General features: G+C 66.0%; 16 protein-coding genes. 3 read left to right on the top strand and 13 right to left on the bottom strand.

Features of this window, described 5'->3' with window-relative positions; all coding sequences use genetic code 11:
- Window positions 1–34: 34 nt before the first annotated feature.
- A complete protein-coding gene (rlmE, locus tag RZV17_RS08675) occupies window positions 35–667 on the bottom strand; it encodes a 23S rRNA (uridine(2552)-2'-O)-methyltransferase RlmE (protein ID WP_047694093.1) in 633 nt (210 codons plus the stop codon).
- A gap of 65 nt (window positions 668–732) precedes the next feature.
- Between rlmE and yhbY the strand changes: the two genes are divergently transcribed.
- Together yhbY and RZV17_RS08665 are read left to right on the top strand one after the other, a co-directional pair.
- Complete coding sequence (gene yhbY / locus RZV17_RS08670) at window positions 733–1,038, top strand: ribosome assembly RNA-binding protein YhbY (protein ID WP_055844291.1); 306 nt, start codon at window positions 733–735, stop codon at window positions 1,036–1,038.
- Window positions 1,039–1,054: 16 nt separating this feature from the next.
- Complete coding sequence (locus RZV17_RS08665) at window positions 1,055–1,429, top strand: Mth938-like domain-containing protein (RefSeq protein ID WP_104580127.1); 375 nt, start codon at window positions 1,055–1,057, stop codon at window positions 1,427–1,429.
- A gap of 189 nt (window positions 1,430–1,618) precedes the next feature.
- On the opposite strand, the gene RZV17_RS08660 is transcribed toward RZV17_RS08665, so the two are convergent.
- The 4 genes from RZV17_RS08660 to surE are packed head-to-tail and all read right to left on the bottom strand — an operon-like array spanning window position 1,619 to window position 4,481.
- Window positions 1,619–2,398, bottom strand: a complete 780-nt coding sequence (locus RZV17_RS08660; protein WP_355608649.1) for a peptidoglycan DD-metalloendopeptidase family protein — start codon at window positions 2,396–2,398, stop codon at window positions 1,619–1,621.
- The gene (locus RZV17_RS08655; protein WP_047694088.1) at window positions 2,395–3,009 is read right to left on the bottom strand and encodes a YqaA family protein; all 615 of its coding nucleotides are present in this window, start codon (window positions 3,007–3,009) and stop codon (window positions 2,395–2,397) included. Before RZV17_RS08655 ends, RZV17_RS08660 begins: the two co-directional genes overlap by 4 nt.
- 18 nt (window positions 3,010–3,027) lie before the next feature.
- Window positions 3,028–3,705 (bottom strand): protein-L-isoaspartate(D-aspartate) O-methyltransferase, encoded by a 678-nt coding sequence (locus RZV17_RS08650; RefSeq protein ID WP_047694086.1) that lies wholly within the window; start codon window positions 3,703–3,705, stop codon window positions 3,028–3,030.
- Window positions 3,702–4,481, bottom strand: a complete 780-nt coding sequence (gene surE / locus RZV17_RS08645) for a 5'/3'-nucleotidase SurE (protein WP_104580124.1) — start codon at window positions 4,479–4,481, stop codon at window positions 3,702–3,704. Before surE ends, RZV17_RS08650 begins: the two co-directional genes overlap by 4 nt.
- A 99-nt stretch (window positions 4,482–4,580) precedes the next feature.
- Here surE and RZV17_RS08640 point away from each other — a divergent pair, with 99 nt between their 5' ends.
- A complete protein-coding gene (locus RZV17_RS08640; RefSeq protein ID WP_039412067.1) occupies window positions 4,581–5,120 on the top strand; it encodes a Smr/MutS family protein in 540 nt (179 codons plus the stop codon).
- A 95-nt stretch (window positions 5,121–5,215) separates the two neighbouring features.
- Here the strand turns inward: RZV17_RS08640 and truD are convergent, their stop codons facing one another.
- The 8 genes from truD to RZV17_RS08600 all read right to left on the bottom strand — a co-directional run bounded on the left by truD (window position 5,216) and on the right by RZV17_RS08600 (window position 12,702).
- Entirely contained in the window at window positions 5,216–6,319 is a 1,104-nt protein-coding gene (truD, locus tag RZV17_RS08635) for a tRNA pseudouridine(13) synthase TruD (protein ID WP_355608644.1), read from the bottom strand.
- Between the two features lie 100 nt (window positions 6,320–6,419).
- Window positions 6,420–6,911 (bottom strand): 2-C-methyl-D-erythritol 2,4-cyclodiphosphate synthase, encoded by a 492-nt coding sequence (gene ispF, locus RZV17_RS08630; RefSeq protein ID WP_039412074.1) that lies wholly within the window; start codon window positions 6,909–6,911, stop codon window positions 6,420–6,422.
- A 3-nt stretch (window positions 6,912–6,914) separates the two neighbouring features.
- Window positions 6,915–7,715: a 2-C-methyl-D-erythritol 4-phosphate cytidylyltransferase gene (gene ispD, locus RZV17_RS08625; RefSeq protein ID WP_184370193.1), complete on the bottom strand. Its 801-nt coding sequence runs from the start codon at window positions 7,713–7,715 to the stop codon at window positions 6,915–6,917.
- Window positions 7,712–8,077, bottom strand: coding sequence for a cell division protein FtsB (gene ftsB, locus RZV17_RS08620; RefSeq protein ID WP_355608640.1), 366 nt, complete (start codon window positions 8,075–8,077; stop codon window positions 7,712–7,714). The genes ispD and ftsB overlap by 4 nt, the downstream gene beginning before the upstream one ends.
- Window positions 8,078–8,080: 3 nt before the next feature.
- Complete coding sequence (eno, locus tag RZV17_RS08615; RefSeq protein ID WP_184370189.1) at window positions 8,081–9,373, bottom strand: phosphopyruvate hydratase; 1,293 nt, start codon at window positions 9,371–9,373, stop codon at window positions 8,081–8,083.
- A gap of 123 nt (window positions 9,374–9,496) precedes the next feature.
- Window positions 9,497–9,859 carry a hypothetical protein gene (locus RZV17_RS08610; RefSeq protein WP_179455156.1) on the bottom strand — a complete coding sequence of 121 codons (363 nt, stop codon included), beginning with the start codon at window positions 9,857–9,859 and terminating at the stop codon, window positions 9,497–9,499.
- Window positions 9,856–10,686, bottom strand: a complete 831-nt coding sequence (kdsA, locus tag RZV17_RS08605) for a 3-deoxy-8-phosphooctulonate synthase (RefSeq protein WP_008571228.1) — start codon at window positions 10,684–10,686, stop codon at window positions 9,856–9,858. Before kdsA ends, RZV17_RS08610 begins: the two co-directional genes overlap by 4 nt.
- A gap of 351 nt (window positions 10,687–11,037) precedes the next feature.
- Entirely contained in the window at window positions 11,038–12,702 is a 1,665-nt protein-coding gene (locus RZV17_RS08600) for a CTP synthase (RefSeq protein WP_047694069.1), read from the bottom strand.
- Window positions 12,703–12,711 lie beyond the last annotated feature (9 nt).

The following is a 12,711-nucleotide window of genomic DNA, read 5'->3' as shown; positions in this document are numbered from 1 at the left end:
CTCTTATGCTTGAAATACGGTGGTCATTGGCAGCTTACTTGATCTGGACACGCTTGCCCTGACCGAGCGCATAAACTTCCGGGGAGCGCTTGCGCGAGGCCGCCGGCTTGCGGATCGTCACCTTGTCATAGCGGCGGCGAAGCTCGCGAATGTAGTCGTCGGACCCCACACCCTGGAACAGCTTGATCAGGAACGCCCCGCCCGGTTTGAGGTGGGTGTCGGCAAAGTCCATCGCCAGTTCCGCCAGGTGCATCATCCGCGGTTGGTCGACCGCATCCATGCCACTCTTATTGGGGGCCATGTCGGACAGAACAAGGTCCACCGGCACATCGCCCAACATCGCTTCGAATTGCGATAGGACGGCCTGTTCCCTGAAGTCGCCGTGAAGGAAGTCCACCCCGGCTAGCGCCGGCATGTCCAGGATGTCCAGCGCCAGCACCCGGCCGCTGTCGCCCATGGACTTGCGCACCTGCTGGGACCAGCCGCCGGGCGCGGCGCCCAGATCGACCACGACCATGCCCGGCTTGAGTAGCCGGTCGCGCTGCAGCAGCTCTTCCAGCTTGTAGGCCGCGCGCGAGCGCATGCCTTCGGCCTGGGCCTTCTTCACATAAGGGTCGGCGAAGTGTTCCTTGAGCCAGCGCTGGCTGCTTTTACTGCGGGAAGGCATTGGCAAAGGGGTCCGAACGGGCCGCCATGATACCCTGAACACCCTTTGCTTCCCTTCGATCCTGCATGTCCATTGTTCTCACCTCCGCCCAGAACCGTTTCCTGCGCGGCCAGGCCCACGACCTCAAGGCACTGCTGCAGACCGGCGGCAAAGGGGTCACACCGGCATTTCTGGCCGAACTCGAGGAAGTGCTCGAGCGGCATGAACTGATCAAGGTGAAGGTCGCCTCCGAGGATCGTGAGACGCGCGATGCATTGATCGCCGAGCTGGTCGGGCAGACCGGCAGTGCCCTTGTGCAGCGGATCGGCCACGTTGCCATCCTGTATCGCCCCAGCAAGGAAAAGCGCCAGATCGTGCTGCCGCGCGGCTGAGCCAGACGAGTTCGTTATGCCCCTGAGCCAGGAACATCCCGATTACGCCTATGCGCTGCGCGCGGCCGATGGCCGCCATGCCAAGGTCAACGACCAGATCCTGCAGCAGAGCTTCATCCTGATGCCCGATGCGCTGGTGGAGCGCTGGCCGGTACAGGACCTGGCGCAGCTACAGGTCAGCCACATGGAGGCGGTGCTGGCAATGAACCCCGCCGTGATCCTGCTGGGCACCGGCGATCAGCAACGTTTCCCCGACGCGCAGGTGCTGGCCGCCTGCCTGACCCGCGGCATCGGGCTGGAAGCGATGACCAACGCCGCCGCCGCGCGCACCTATAACGTGCTGGCCAGCGAAGGCCGCCGGGTCGCGTTGGCGATGGTGTTGCCGGGCTAATCGGTTGAGGCGGGATTTGGGAGTCGGGATTGGGGATTCGTAAGAGCGGGCTGTAGCGAGCGGCGCGTTTAATCGCCTACCCCGGACCAATGCGTCACCTGGTCGCCAGGTGCCAAGGCAAAAAACGCACCCGATGCCCGGGCATGAACAGCCCACGGCAGTTGCGAATCCCGAATCCCAACTCCCCAATCACTTCTTTGGCAGATACAGCAACGGATCCACCGGCTTGCCGTTGTAGCGGATCTCGAAGTGCAGCATGTCGCGGGCGGCGCCGCTGCGGCCCATTTCGGCGATCTGCTGGCCGGCCTTGACGCTCTGGCCCTCGTTGAGCAGGCGCTTGCGGTTGTGGCCGTAGGCCGACAGCCACTGGTCGTTGTGCTTGATGATGATCAACTCGCCGTAACCGACCAGGCCGGCGCCGGAATACACCACCACGCCATCGGCAGCAGCACGCACGGCCTGGCCGCTGGCACCGGCGATGTCCACGCCCTGCTTGGTGGTTTCGCCGGTGACAAAGGTGCCGACCACCACGCCGTCGGCCGGCCAGCGCCACGGAAACCCGCTGCTGACCGGTGCGGCGACCGGGGCCGCCGGCCGTGGCGGGACCACGGTGCCGGCAACCGGGGCGCTGCTGCTGCCGGGCTTGCTGGCACCTGGCGGATACAGCTTGAGGGTCTGGCCGGGATAGATCGTATTGGGCGAGGACAGGCCGTTCCACGCGGCCAGATCCGGCGCGGTGATGTTGGTGCGGCGCGAGATGGCATACAGGGTGTCGCCACGCTGGACGGTCACCGTTGCACCGGGGCGCGGCACCGACGGACGCGGCGCCGCAGATGGACGTGCGGACGAAGAACCACCACCGGCTCCCGGCGATCGCACCACCGTGGCGCTGCTGCAGGCGGCCAGCCCGGCCGCCACCAGGAGCAGGACTGCTGTCTTGCGTACCGAATTCATCTGCAACTTGCTCATCCGTTGGTTGTCTTCCACACCAGCCACCCTGCTCCCACCGCCAGCACGGCCATCGCCACCCAGCCCAGCGGCTCGATCCAGCGATGCAGCGCGGCTTCGGCGCGCGCGCCGCCCAGCCGGATCGCGCCGGCCACCAGATACACGCGCTTGCCGCGACCGACCAGCATGCTGGCGATGAACGGCAGGATCGGCACGCCGACCACGCCCGAAGCCCAGGTAAAGATCTTCAGCGGGATCGGCGTGAAGCCGACCAGCACCAGGGCCCAGAATGCCTTCCACGGCGACTCGGCCACCAGCGCGCGCAGGGTTTCGATCTGCGCCTGGATCTTTGCGCTCCAGCCCAGCCATTCAATCAGCGGCTGCAGCGCGGCGAAGGCGAAGTGGCCGAGCAGATAGCCCACCAGCGCGCCACTGAGCGAGCCGATCAGGCTCAGCGTGGCGAACCACAGCGCGCGCTTGGGCTCGGCCAGCGACATCGGCGCCAGCATCACCTCCGGCGGCACCGGAAAGATGAAGCCCTCCACGAAACTGAGGCCGGTCAGCAGCGCCGGAGCGCGGCGGTGGCGCGACCAACGGATGGCCACGTCGTACAACGGCCCGAAAATCTTCATCGAGGAACTCTCATGGGGTCAATCCAGCATGCCCGACAACAGCGGGACGAACGTGACCGGGGCCAGAACCTGTTGTGCGATGGCGCCGTCGGCATCACGGGTGAGTTGCACCAGCGACTGCGAGGACGCACCGCCCACCGGTGCGACCAGACGTCCGCCGACCGCCAGCTGATCGACCAAGGCATCGACCAATGCCGGCGCAGCGGCAGTGACCACGATGGCGTCATACGGGCCATGCTCGGGCCAGCCGATGCGGCCATCGTCATGTTTGCTGCGCACGTTCATGCCCAGATGGCGGAAGCGCTTGCGCGCCTGCCGCAGCAGGTCGCCGATACGCTCGACCGTGTAGACCTCCAGGCCCAGCGCCGCGAGGATCGCGCCCTGGTAGCCGGAGCCGGTGCCCACTTCGAGCACCTTGGTCGGCGCCACCTGCAGCACCGCCTCGGTCATGCGCGCCACCACCCAGGGCTGGGAGATGGTCTGGCCATGGCCGATCGGCAGCGCGGTGTCTTCATAGGCACGTGAGGCCAGCGCTTCATCGATGAACAGATGCCGCGGCACGGTGCGCATGGCGTTGAGCGTGGCCTCGTCCTGGATGCCGGCCTCGCGCAGGCGCTCGACCAGGCGGTCGCGCACGCGCTGCGAGGTCATGCCAATGCCTACCGATTCCGGTTGCAGGCGCAGCCTCGGCGTCATGCCGGTCCATCCAGCGCAGCGGTCAATCCGCCCACCCAGCCAGCCACGGTGTCCAGCGCCTGGTAGCGGGTGAGATCGACGTGGATCGGCGTGATCGAGATATGCCCGGTACGCACCGCATGGAAATCGGTGCCGGCGCCGGCATCCTGCTCGGGACCGGCCGGGCCGATCCAGTACACGGTGCGGCCGCGCGGATCGCGCTGCTCCACGCAGGGCTCGGACCGGTGACGGTTGCCCAACCGGGTGACCTCGAAACCAAGCACATCCGACCAGGGCAGATCCGGCACGTTGACGTTGAGGATGGTGTCGGCGGGCAACGGGTCGGCCTTCAGGCGAGCGACGATTTCCACCGCAGCGCGCGCGGCGGTCGCATAGTTGTGCGCCTGGTGGTTGTGGGTGACCAAGGACACCGCAACCGCAGGCAGGCCGAGGAACCGGCCTTCCATCGCGGCGGAGACGGTGCCCGAATAGATCACGTCGTCGCCCAGATTGGCCGAGTTGTTGATGCCCGACACCACGATGTCCGGGTCGTAATCCAGCATCCCGGTCAGGGCCAGATGCACGCAATCGGTCGGGGTACCGGCCACCGCGCAGGTCTGCGCATCGATGCGGCGGGTGCGGATGGGTACATCCAGGGTCAGCGAATTGCTGGCGCCGGAGCGGTCGCGGTCGGGCGCGACCACCATCACTTCATGACCGGCATGGCGTAGCGCCTCGGCCAATACCTGGATGCCGGGGGCGTCGACACCGTCGTCGTTGCTAACCAGTACGCGCATGGGACTCCTCGGAAAACCGGGCCATGATACCGGATGCGTCCCTGGGCTTCGCGCTTGATCTTCGCGGACGTCTGAGGTTGGAACGGTTACGCTGTTGCCATGTCGCACCCTGAAGACGAAGACGACGCCGCGCTGTTTCGCGCGGCGATCGGCACGGTCAAGCCGATCCGCGAGGTCGCGCCACCGGCCAACGCCAAGCCGCGACCGAAACCGCGCGCGCGCATGGCCGAGCGCGACGAGGCCGACGCGCACTCGGAATTTGCCCGCCTGCTGCGCGACAGCGGGCCACTGGAGGCGGGCGACACTGCCAGCTACCGCCGCGACACGCTTCCGGCCCGCCTGTTCCAGCGACTCAAGCGCGGCCAGTTTTCGGTGCAGGACGAACTGGATCTGCATGGCGCCACCGCAGCGCAGGCCGAGGCGTTGCTACGCCAGTTCCTGCTCGAGGCGCATGCACACGAACATGGCTGCGTGCGCATCATCCACGGCAAGGGCCTGCAGTCGGACAACGGCACGCCGGTGCTGAAGAACCTGATGGACCGCCTGCTGCGCCAGCGCAACGATGTGCTGGCGTTCCATTCGGCGCCGCCCACCCAGGGTGGCACCGGGGCCTTGCTGGTGTTGCTGGCGCGGAAGTAGTCGCAACTTGGCGAGGCCGTGCACGAGCGGTCCTGGCGCGCGGAGCGCCGGAGGAATGCCTGTCGCGGCCGGGGCCGCTCCTACGAAAACGACGGTCAGGCGTCGGTACGCAGCTGCGGCGCGGCACGGCCGGCGTCGCCGACTTCTCCCAATTCCCAAAGCACCGCGGTGGCGTAGCAGCCCGGCGGCAGTGCGAATTCCACCTGCAGGGTCTGCGCTTCCGGCCAGCGGTAATCCAGGCCTTGCGGACGCAACCGCAATGCGCGGCGCTCCTGCTTCAATCCTGCCGCTTCAAGGCCCTGACGCAAGACTTCCGACTGCGGATCCGACAGGGCGCCCTGCTCCACCGCTGCAGCCTGCCCGGTCGAGCGCAGTTCGCCCGCGCCCCACAACGGGCCGCTGGGATGGATATCGAACCGCGCCAGCCGTTCGGCCAGCACCTCGCTCCACGGCTCCGGACCAAACACGCTGCGCGAGCCGTCGAGCATCCACGCCTCGCCGTCCAGGCCGATATCCCAGTTGCCCTGCTCCACACGTGCGCCCAGCACGCGATTGAACAGCGACGAACGCGCGGCCGACAGCAGGATCGAGCGTTGATCGTTGCGCAGGCGTCGCTTCGGAGCCGGGGCCAACGTGCCGTCGGCATCCTGCGTGTAGCCGAACATCGCCAGCGCGGAGGCGACATTGCCGCCGTCGCGGCCGAAGCGCTGTTCGCCGAACCAGTTGGGAATGCCACGCGCCGCAATCGCCTGCAGACGTCGTTCGATGGCCTCGCGCTCACCTTGCACCTGTCGCAATGTCAGCACGAAGCGGTTCCCGAGCAGCGCGCCGCGCTGCAGCTTGCGGTGATGCCATGTGCTTTCGACCACCTGCATCTGCGCATCGTCGAGCGTTGCTAAATCCGGCGCGATGCGTTTTGGCAGATGCACGCTGAAGCGCTGGGTGGTCACCGCATGGCGATCCTTCAGGCCGGCGTAGCTGACGCCCATCTCGGCGATGCCTGCCCAGTGCGCCAGTTGCTTGGCGACGTAGGCGGTGTTCTGGCCGCGCTTGCGAATGGTGAGCAGCAAGTGTTCGCCTTCGCCGGATGGCTCGAACGACGGTAACTCGTCGACCTGGAAGTCTTCCGGGGTGCTGCGCATTGCCGCGCTCAGCACTGCAGGCCCGTGTGCGCGTGGAAGCTGGGAGGTTTCGCTCATGGTGGTGTTCGCCTTTGCGCCGACCCATCGCGCGCGGTGTGCCGAGCTCTCGGCGCGGAATGTGAGGACGCATGCCGATGCGCGGCATGCAGGAGCGCGTCTAGACGGCGATCTTGCCCAGCAGCACCGCCGCCTGCGCCGCGATGCCTTCGCTGCGACCGGTGAAGCCGAGCTTTTCGCTGGTGGTGGCCTTGACGCTGACCGCATCCAGCTCGATCGCCAGCAGCCCGGCGATGCGTTCGCGCATCGCCAGTGCATGCGGGCCGACCTTGGGCCGTTCGCAGATCACCGTGATGTCCGCGTTGCCCACGCGCCAGCCGCGCTCGCGCAGCAACTGATCGCAATGCTGCAGGAACTGCGCGCTGTCAGCGTCCTTCCAACGCGCGTCGGAGGGCGGGAAATGCACGCCGATATCGCCCAGGGCCAGCGCGCCCAACATGGCATCGCACAGCGCATGCAGCACCACATCGCCATCGCTGTGCGCCAGAACGCCCTGGCTGTGCGCCACGCGCACACCGCCAAGCATCACGTGATCGCCATCGCCGAACGCATGTACGTCGTAGCCCTGGCCGATTCGGAAATTGAAGGACATGGATCAAACCTCTTCGGGACCGGGAACCCGGGAACCGGGACCCAGGACGGCAGATGCCAAGACAGTAGACTGTGGACCGAGGCTGTCCGGGTCCCGGCTCCAGGGCTCCGGGCCCCGCCTCGCCAATTCGAATTCGAAGCGCGCCAGATCCGTCGGCGTGGTGACCTTGAAGTTGTCTTCGGCGCCTTCCACCAACAGGGGGCGCAGCCCCAGGCGCTCCATCGCCATTGCCTCGTCGGTCACCTCCACCCCGGCCGCCGACGCTTCGGTGAGGCCGCGGATGAGTTGGTGACGCCGAAACAGCTGCGGCGTGAGCGCACGCCACAGGCGTTCGCGCGGCTCGGTGCCGTCGATGCCACCATCGTCGCCGGCACGCTTGAGCGTGTCGCGTACCGGTGCGGCCAGGATCGCGCCGACCGGGTCGCCGCGGCCGATTTCCAGCAGCCGTTCCAGATCGGCCAGCGCCAGGTTTGGCCGTGCGGCGTCGTGCACCAGCACGAAGTCGTCTGCGCGCACGCTCTCGGGCAAGGCCAGCAATCCGGCCAGTACGGAGGCCGCACGCGTGGCGCCGCCGACGCAGGTCAGCACCGGTGTGGATTCCACCGCGGTCCAGCCGGGCCAGTCGGCATCGCCGGGGGCGATCGCCACCAGGATGCCGGCCACGGCCGGATGCGCGGCCAGCGCGGCCAGCGTATACGCCATCAACGGCTGACCGCCGGCAGGCAGATATTGTTTGGGCACCGGCCCGCCAAACCGCGTGCCGCGCCCCGCGGCCGGCACGATGGCCCAAATGGAGCCGGTCATGGGTGATCCACCGGATCGGAGGCGTCGGGCGCTTGCTGTGCGGGGACCGTTGCATCAGTGGCTGCGGGTGACGGCAACGGCGCATCTTCGACCACGCGATAAAACGTCTCGCCCGGCTTGATCATGCCCAGCTCGCTGCGTGCGCGTTCCTCGATTGCCGCTTCGCCGTCCTTCAAATCCTTCACCTCTGCTGCCAACGCCTGGTTGCGTTGGCGCAGACCTTCGTTGTCCTGTGTCTGATGCGCGACCTGGGCTTCCAGCATCATGACTTCGCCGGAATTCCCAGGCCCGAACCAGAAGCGGTACTGCAGCCAAGCCAGCAGCACCGCCAGCACCAGCAGTAGCCAGCGCCAGTTGCGCACGGCTTATCGCTTGATCGAGACGAACGCGTCGCGGCCGGCGTAACGCGCGCCGGACCCCAGTGCCTGCTCGATGCGCAGCAGCTGGTTGTACTTGGCGACGCGGTCGCTGCGGCACAGCGAGCCGGTCTTGATCTGCGTGGCGGTGGTGGCCACGGCGATGTCGGCGATGGTGGTGTCTTCGGTTTCGCCCGAGCGGTGCGATACGATCGAGGCGTAATTGGCCGCATGCGCCATGGCGATGGCTTCCAGCGTTTCGGTCAGCGTGCCGATCTGGTTGACCTTGATCAAAATCGCATTGGCGGTACCCGAGTCGATGCCCTGCTTGAAGATCTTCGGGTTGGTGACGAACAGATCGTCGCCCACCAGCTGCACCTTCTTGCCGACGCGGTCGGTCAGCAGCTTCCAGCCGGCCCAGTCGTCTTCGGCCAGGCCGTCTTCGATGCTGATGATCGGGTACTGCGCGACCCAGTCGGCCAGGAAGTCGACGAACTGCTCGCTGGTCAGGCGCTTGTTCTCGCCGACCAGGTTGTACTTGCCGTTGTCGTAGAACTCGCTGGAGGCCACGTCCAGGCCCAGCAGCACGTCTTCGCCGGCGGTGTAACCGGCCTTGCCGATCGCCTCGAGGATGGTGTCCAGCGCTTCGACGTTGCTGCGGAAGTCCGGCGCAAAGCCGCCTTCATCGCCCACCGCCGTGCTCAGGCCGTGGCCCTTGAGCACCGACTTGAGCGAATGGAAGATTTCGGTACCGGCGCGCAGCGCTTCGGAGAACGAGCTGCAGCCCACCGGCAGCACCATGAACTCCTGGAAGTCGACGTTGTTGTCGGCATGCGCGCCACCGTTGATGATGTTCATCATCGGCACCGGCAGCCTGACATCGGCCTCGGTGATGATGGACAGGTACTGCCACAGCGGCTGCTTGCGCGAGGCGGCCACGGCATGCGCGGCGGCCAGCGAGACACCCAGCAGTGCGTTGGCACCCAGGCGGCCCTTGTTCTCGGTGCCATCCAGATCGATCAGGCGACGGTCCAGACCCTGCTGGTCGGCCGCATCGAAGTTCTTCAGCGTCTCGGCGATGGTGCCGTTGACGTTGTCCACCGCGTGGCGCACGCCCTTGCCCAGGTAGCGGGTCTTGTCGCCATCGCGCAGCTCCACCGCTTCCTTGGTGCCGGTCGAGGCGCCCGAGGGCACGGCCGCGCGGCCGAACGAGCCGTCGTCCAGCGTGACTTCGGCCTCCAGCGTGGGATTGCCGCGGGAATCGAGGATTTCGCGGGCGAGGATCTTGGCGATAGTGGTCATAGGTCGATCGGTTACCAGTAAGGGGGAAGTACACCGGAAACAAGCTGCCGGATTATCGCTGCACACCGGTCCATTGCCAAATCGCATTGGCCCGATGAGTGCCTGACCGGCAAGACTGTGCAGCTAGGCCTTCAGTCCCAGCAGCGACAAACAAGACAGCAGTAGCAAGAGCAGCAGCAACGCCAAGCCCATTGCTGCAGCGCCCGGATGGCGACGCAGCGAGAACGCGACCGGGCTGGCGACACACCCGCCGATCGCCACCAGCGCGCCCACCAACAGCGTGACAAACATCGGAACGCGCGTGGCCTGCATCGCATGGTTGCCGTCGCCCGGCATGCCGATGCTGGCGGTTACCAGGAAGGCCATGACGGCCAGACAGGCCCATGCAGCAAGCGACAAACCCAACGCCATCCAGCCCCAGGGCCAGTGCCGCCAGTGCCGGCGTTGGCGACGCGATGCCGCCAACGCCCACGGATCGGAACTCATGCGAAGCGCGCGAACCCGTGCTTCTTGGTGACGGCGTCCAGTTCCATCAGCGTTTCCAGCAGCTCTTCCATGCGGTCCAGCGGCCACGCATTGGGGCCGTCGGACAGCGCCTTGGACGGATCCGGATGGGTTTCGGCGAACAGGCCGGAAATGCCGACCGCCACCGCGGCGCGTGCCAGCACCGGCACGAACTCGCGCTGGCCGCCGGAGCTGCTGCCCTGCCCGCCCGGCAACTGCACCGAATGGGTGGCATCGAACACCACCGGGCACCCGGTATCGCGCATGACGCTCAGCGAGCGCATGTCGCTGACCAGGTTGTTGTAGCCGAACGAGGCGCCACGCTCGCAGACCATGATCTGCTCGTTGCCGGTCGACTTGGCCTTGTCCACCACCGGCTTCATGTCCCACGGCGCCAGGAACTGGCCCTTCTTGATATTGACCGGCTTGCCGGCGGCGCAGACGTTCTTGATGAAGTCGGTCTGGCGTACCAAAAATGCCGGAGTCTGCAGCACGTCGACGACGGCGGCGACCTCGTTCATCGGGGTGTATTCGTGTACGTCGGTGAGCACCGGCACGCCGATCTGCTTTTTCACTGCGTCCAGCACCTTCAGGCCTTCCTCCAGGCCCGGGCCGCGGAAGCTGGTGCCGGAGGTGCGGTTGGCCTTGTCGAAGCTCGACTTGAAGATGAAGTTGACCCCGAGCTTGCCGGTGATTTCCTTGAGCTTGCCGGCCACGTCGAGCTGCAGCTGCATCGACTCGATTACGCAGGGGCCGGCGATCAGGAACAACGGCTGATCCAGACCAACTTCGAAGTCACACAGTTTCATCAGGTCACCTATTGATTAAAGCCCCTCTCCATCGGGAAAGGGGTTGGGGTGAGGGTAAGGCTTGCGCGTGGTAATTGAGTGATTGGGTGCATGAGACTTCGCCCGTACCCTCATCCGGCGCTTCGCGCCACCTTCTCCCGACGGGAGAAGGGAGTCGCCATGATCTGAGCCCCTCTCCCGTCGGGAGAGGGGTTGGGGTGAGGGTGCGGTTGCGAAGCACTGCTGAAGCATGATGGTTTGCCTGACTGGCGCGCAGCGACGCGCTCGTCATGGCTGCCACCTTCCAGTGCTTTGCGGCGCACCCTCATCCGCCCCTTCAGGGCACCTTCTCCCAAGGGGAGAAGGCACAACTCACGCACGCGCTTCCTTGAGCAACTTGCCGCCAGCTTTTTTTTCGCGCGCGGCGCGCACGAAGCCGATGAACAACGGGTGTCCGTCGCGCGGCGTGGACAGGAATTCCGGGTGCGCCTGGCAGGCCAGGAACCACGGGTGCGCATCGCGCGGCAGTTCCACCACTTCCACCAGCGTGTCGTCCATCGACTTGCCGGAAATCACCAGACCGGCGTCTTCCAGCTGGGTGCGGTAGCGGTTGTTGAACTCATAGCGGTGACGATGACGCTCGGCCACCACGTCCTTGCCATAGACCTCGCGTGCCAGCGTGCCCGGCTTGAGCCGCTGCTCCTGCAAGCCCAGGCGCATGGTGCCGCCTAGGTCGGATTTTTCGTCGCGCTTTTCGACTTCGCCGGTGGCGGTGCGCCATTCGGTGATCAGGCCGATCACCGGATGCGGCGACTGGCGATCGTTCTCGGTGCTGTTGGCCGCGTCCAGGTCGGCCACGTGGCGCGCATAGTCCACCACCGCCGCCTGCATGCCGTAGCAGATGCCGAAGTACGGCACCTTGTGCTCGCGCGCGAACTTGGAGGTCTGCACTTTGCCTTCGAAACCGCGGTCGCCGAAACCGCCCGGTACCAGAATGCCGTCGATATCCTGCAAGGCAGACATGTCGCTGCCCTCCAGATCCTGCGCCTCCAGCCACTTCAGGTTGACCTTGGTGCGCTGACGCAGGCCGCCGTGACGCAACGCTTCGGCCACCGACTTGTAGGCGTCCTGGTGATCGACATACTTGCCGACCACGGCGATGTTGACCTCGTCCAGCGGATGCTTAACCGCATCCACGACCGCCGCCCACTCGGACAGATCGGCGGCAGCGACCTTGTCGCGCAGCTTGAACTGGTCGATGACCAATTCGTCCAGTCCCTGGCGCAGCAACTCCAGCGGCATGCCGTACAGCACGTCGATATCCGGGCAGCTGATCACCGCGCGCTCGGAGACATTGGTGAACAGCGCGATCTTGCGACGCTCCGAATCCGGCACCGCCTGCTCGGAGCGGCACAGCAGCACGTCCGGCTGGATGCCGATCGAGCGCAGTTCCTTGACCGAATGCTGGGTCGGCTTGGTCTTCAACTCACCGGCAGCCGCGATGTACGGCACCAGGGTGAGGTGCATGAACATGGCCTTTTCGGCGCCGCGCTCGGTGCGTACCTGACGGATCGCTTCCAGGAACGGCAGCGATTCGATATCGCCCACGGTGCCGCCGATCTCGATCAGCGCCACATCGAAGCCGGCCGTGGCCTCGTCGATGCAACGGCGGATTTCGTCTGTGATATGCGGGATCACCTGCACGGTGGCGCCCAGATAATCACCGCGACGTTCCTTGCGGATCACGTTCTCGTAGATCCGCCCGGTGGTCACCGAGTTCTTGCGCGACAGCCGCGTGCGCACGTAGCGCTCGTAGTGGCCAAGGTCCAGGTCGGTTTCGGCACCGTCGTCGGTGACGTACACCTCACCGTGCTGGAACGGGCTCATCGTGCCCGGGTCCACATTGATGTACGGGTCCAGCTTCATCATCGTGACCTTCAGGCCACGCGCTTCAAGAATGGACGCAAGCGAAGCTGCGGCGATGCCCTTGCCTAGCGAGGACACTACACCGCCTGTTACGAAAATCAGGGGAGTCATGGGGCTCAA

The sequence above is a fragment of the Xanthomonas cannabis genome (assembly GCF_040616535.1).
In the GTDB taxonomy this organism is placed as follows: Bacteria; Pseudomonadota; Gammaproteobacteria; order Xanthomonadales; family Xanthomonadaceae; genus Xanthomonas; species Xanthomonas cannabis.
The sequence above is the reverse complement of the archived record's forward strand: the minus strand, read 5'-3'. Positions and strand labels throughout refer to the sequence as shown.

What these genes read in the sequence shown, in the direction of transcription:
- rlmE (WP_047694093.1), bottom strand. Translation starts at nt 667, where the DNA reads ATGCCTTCCCGCAGTAAAAGCAGCCAGCGCTGGCTCAAGGAACACTTC.
- RZV17_RS08640 (WP_039412067.1), top strand. Translation starts at nt 4,581, where the DNA reads ATGTCGCACCCTGAAGACGAAGACGACGCCGCGCTGTTTCGCGCGGCG.
- truD (WP_355608644.1), bottom strand. Translation starts at nt 6,319, where the DNA reads ATGAGCGAAACCTCCCAGCTTCCACGCGCACACGGGCCTGCAGTGCTG.
- RZV17_RS08610 (WP_179455156.1), bottom strand. Translation starts at nt 9,859, where the DNA reads ATGAGTTCCGATCCGTGGGCGTTGGCGGCATCGCGTCGCCAACGCCGG.
- yhbY (WP_055844291.1), top strand. Translation starts at nt 733, where the DNA reads ATGTCCATTGTTCTCACCTCCGCCCAGAACCGTTTCCTGCGCGGCCAG.
- ispF (WP_039412074.1), bottom strand. Translation starts at nt 6,911, where the DNA reads ATGTCCTTCAATTTCCGAATCGGCCAGGGCTACGACGTACATGCGTTC.
- RZV17_RS08655 (WP_047694088.1), bottom strand. Translation starts at nt 3,009, where the DNA reads ATGAAGATTTTCGGGCCGTTGTACGACGTGGCCATCCGTTGGTCGCGC.
- RZV17_RS08660 (WP_355608649.1), bottom strand. Translation starts at nt 2,398, where the DNA reads ATGAGCAAGTTGCAGATGAATTCGGTACGCAAGACAGCAGTCCTGCTC.
- RZV17_RS08665 (WP_104580127.1), top strand. Translation starts at nt 1,055, where the DNA reads ATGCCCCTGAGCCAGGAACATCCCGATTACGCCTATGCGCTGCGCGCG.
- kdsA (WP_008571228.1), bottom strand. Translation starts at nt 10,686, where the DNA reads ATGAAACTGTGTGACTTCGAAGTTGGTCTGGATCAGCCGTTGTTCCTG.
- RZV17_RS08600 (WP_047694069.1), bottom strand. Translation starts at nt 12,702, where the DNA reads ATGACTCCCCTGATTTTCGTAACAGGCGGTGTAGTGTCCTCGCTAGGC.
- surE (WP_104580124.1), bottom strand. Translation starts at nt 4,481, where the DNA reads ATGCGCGTACTGGTTAGCAACGACGACGGTGTCGACGCCCCCGGCATC.
- ispD (WP_184370193.1), bottom strand. Translation starts at nt 7,715, where the DNA reads ATGACCGGCTCCATTTGGGCCATCGTGCCGGCCGCGGGGCGCGGCACG.
- RZV17_RS08650 (WP_047694086.1), bottom strand. Translation starts at nt 3,705, where the DNA reads ATGACGCCGAGGCTGCGCCTGCAACCGGAATCGGTAGGCATTGGCATG.
- eno (WP_184370189.1), bottom strand. Translation starts at nt 9,373, where the DNA reads ATGACCACTATCGCCAAGATCCTCGCCCGCGAAATCCTCGATTCCCGC.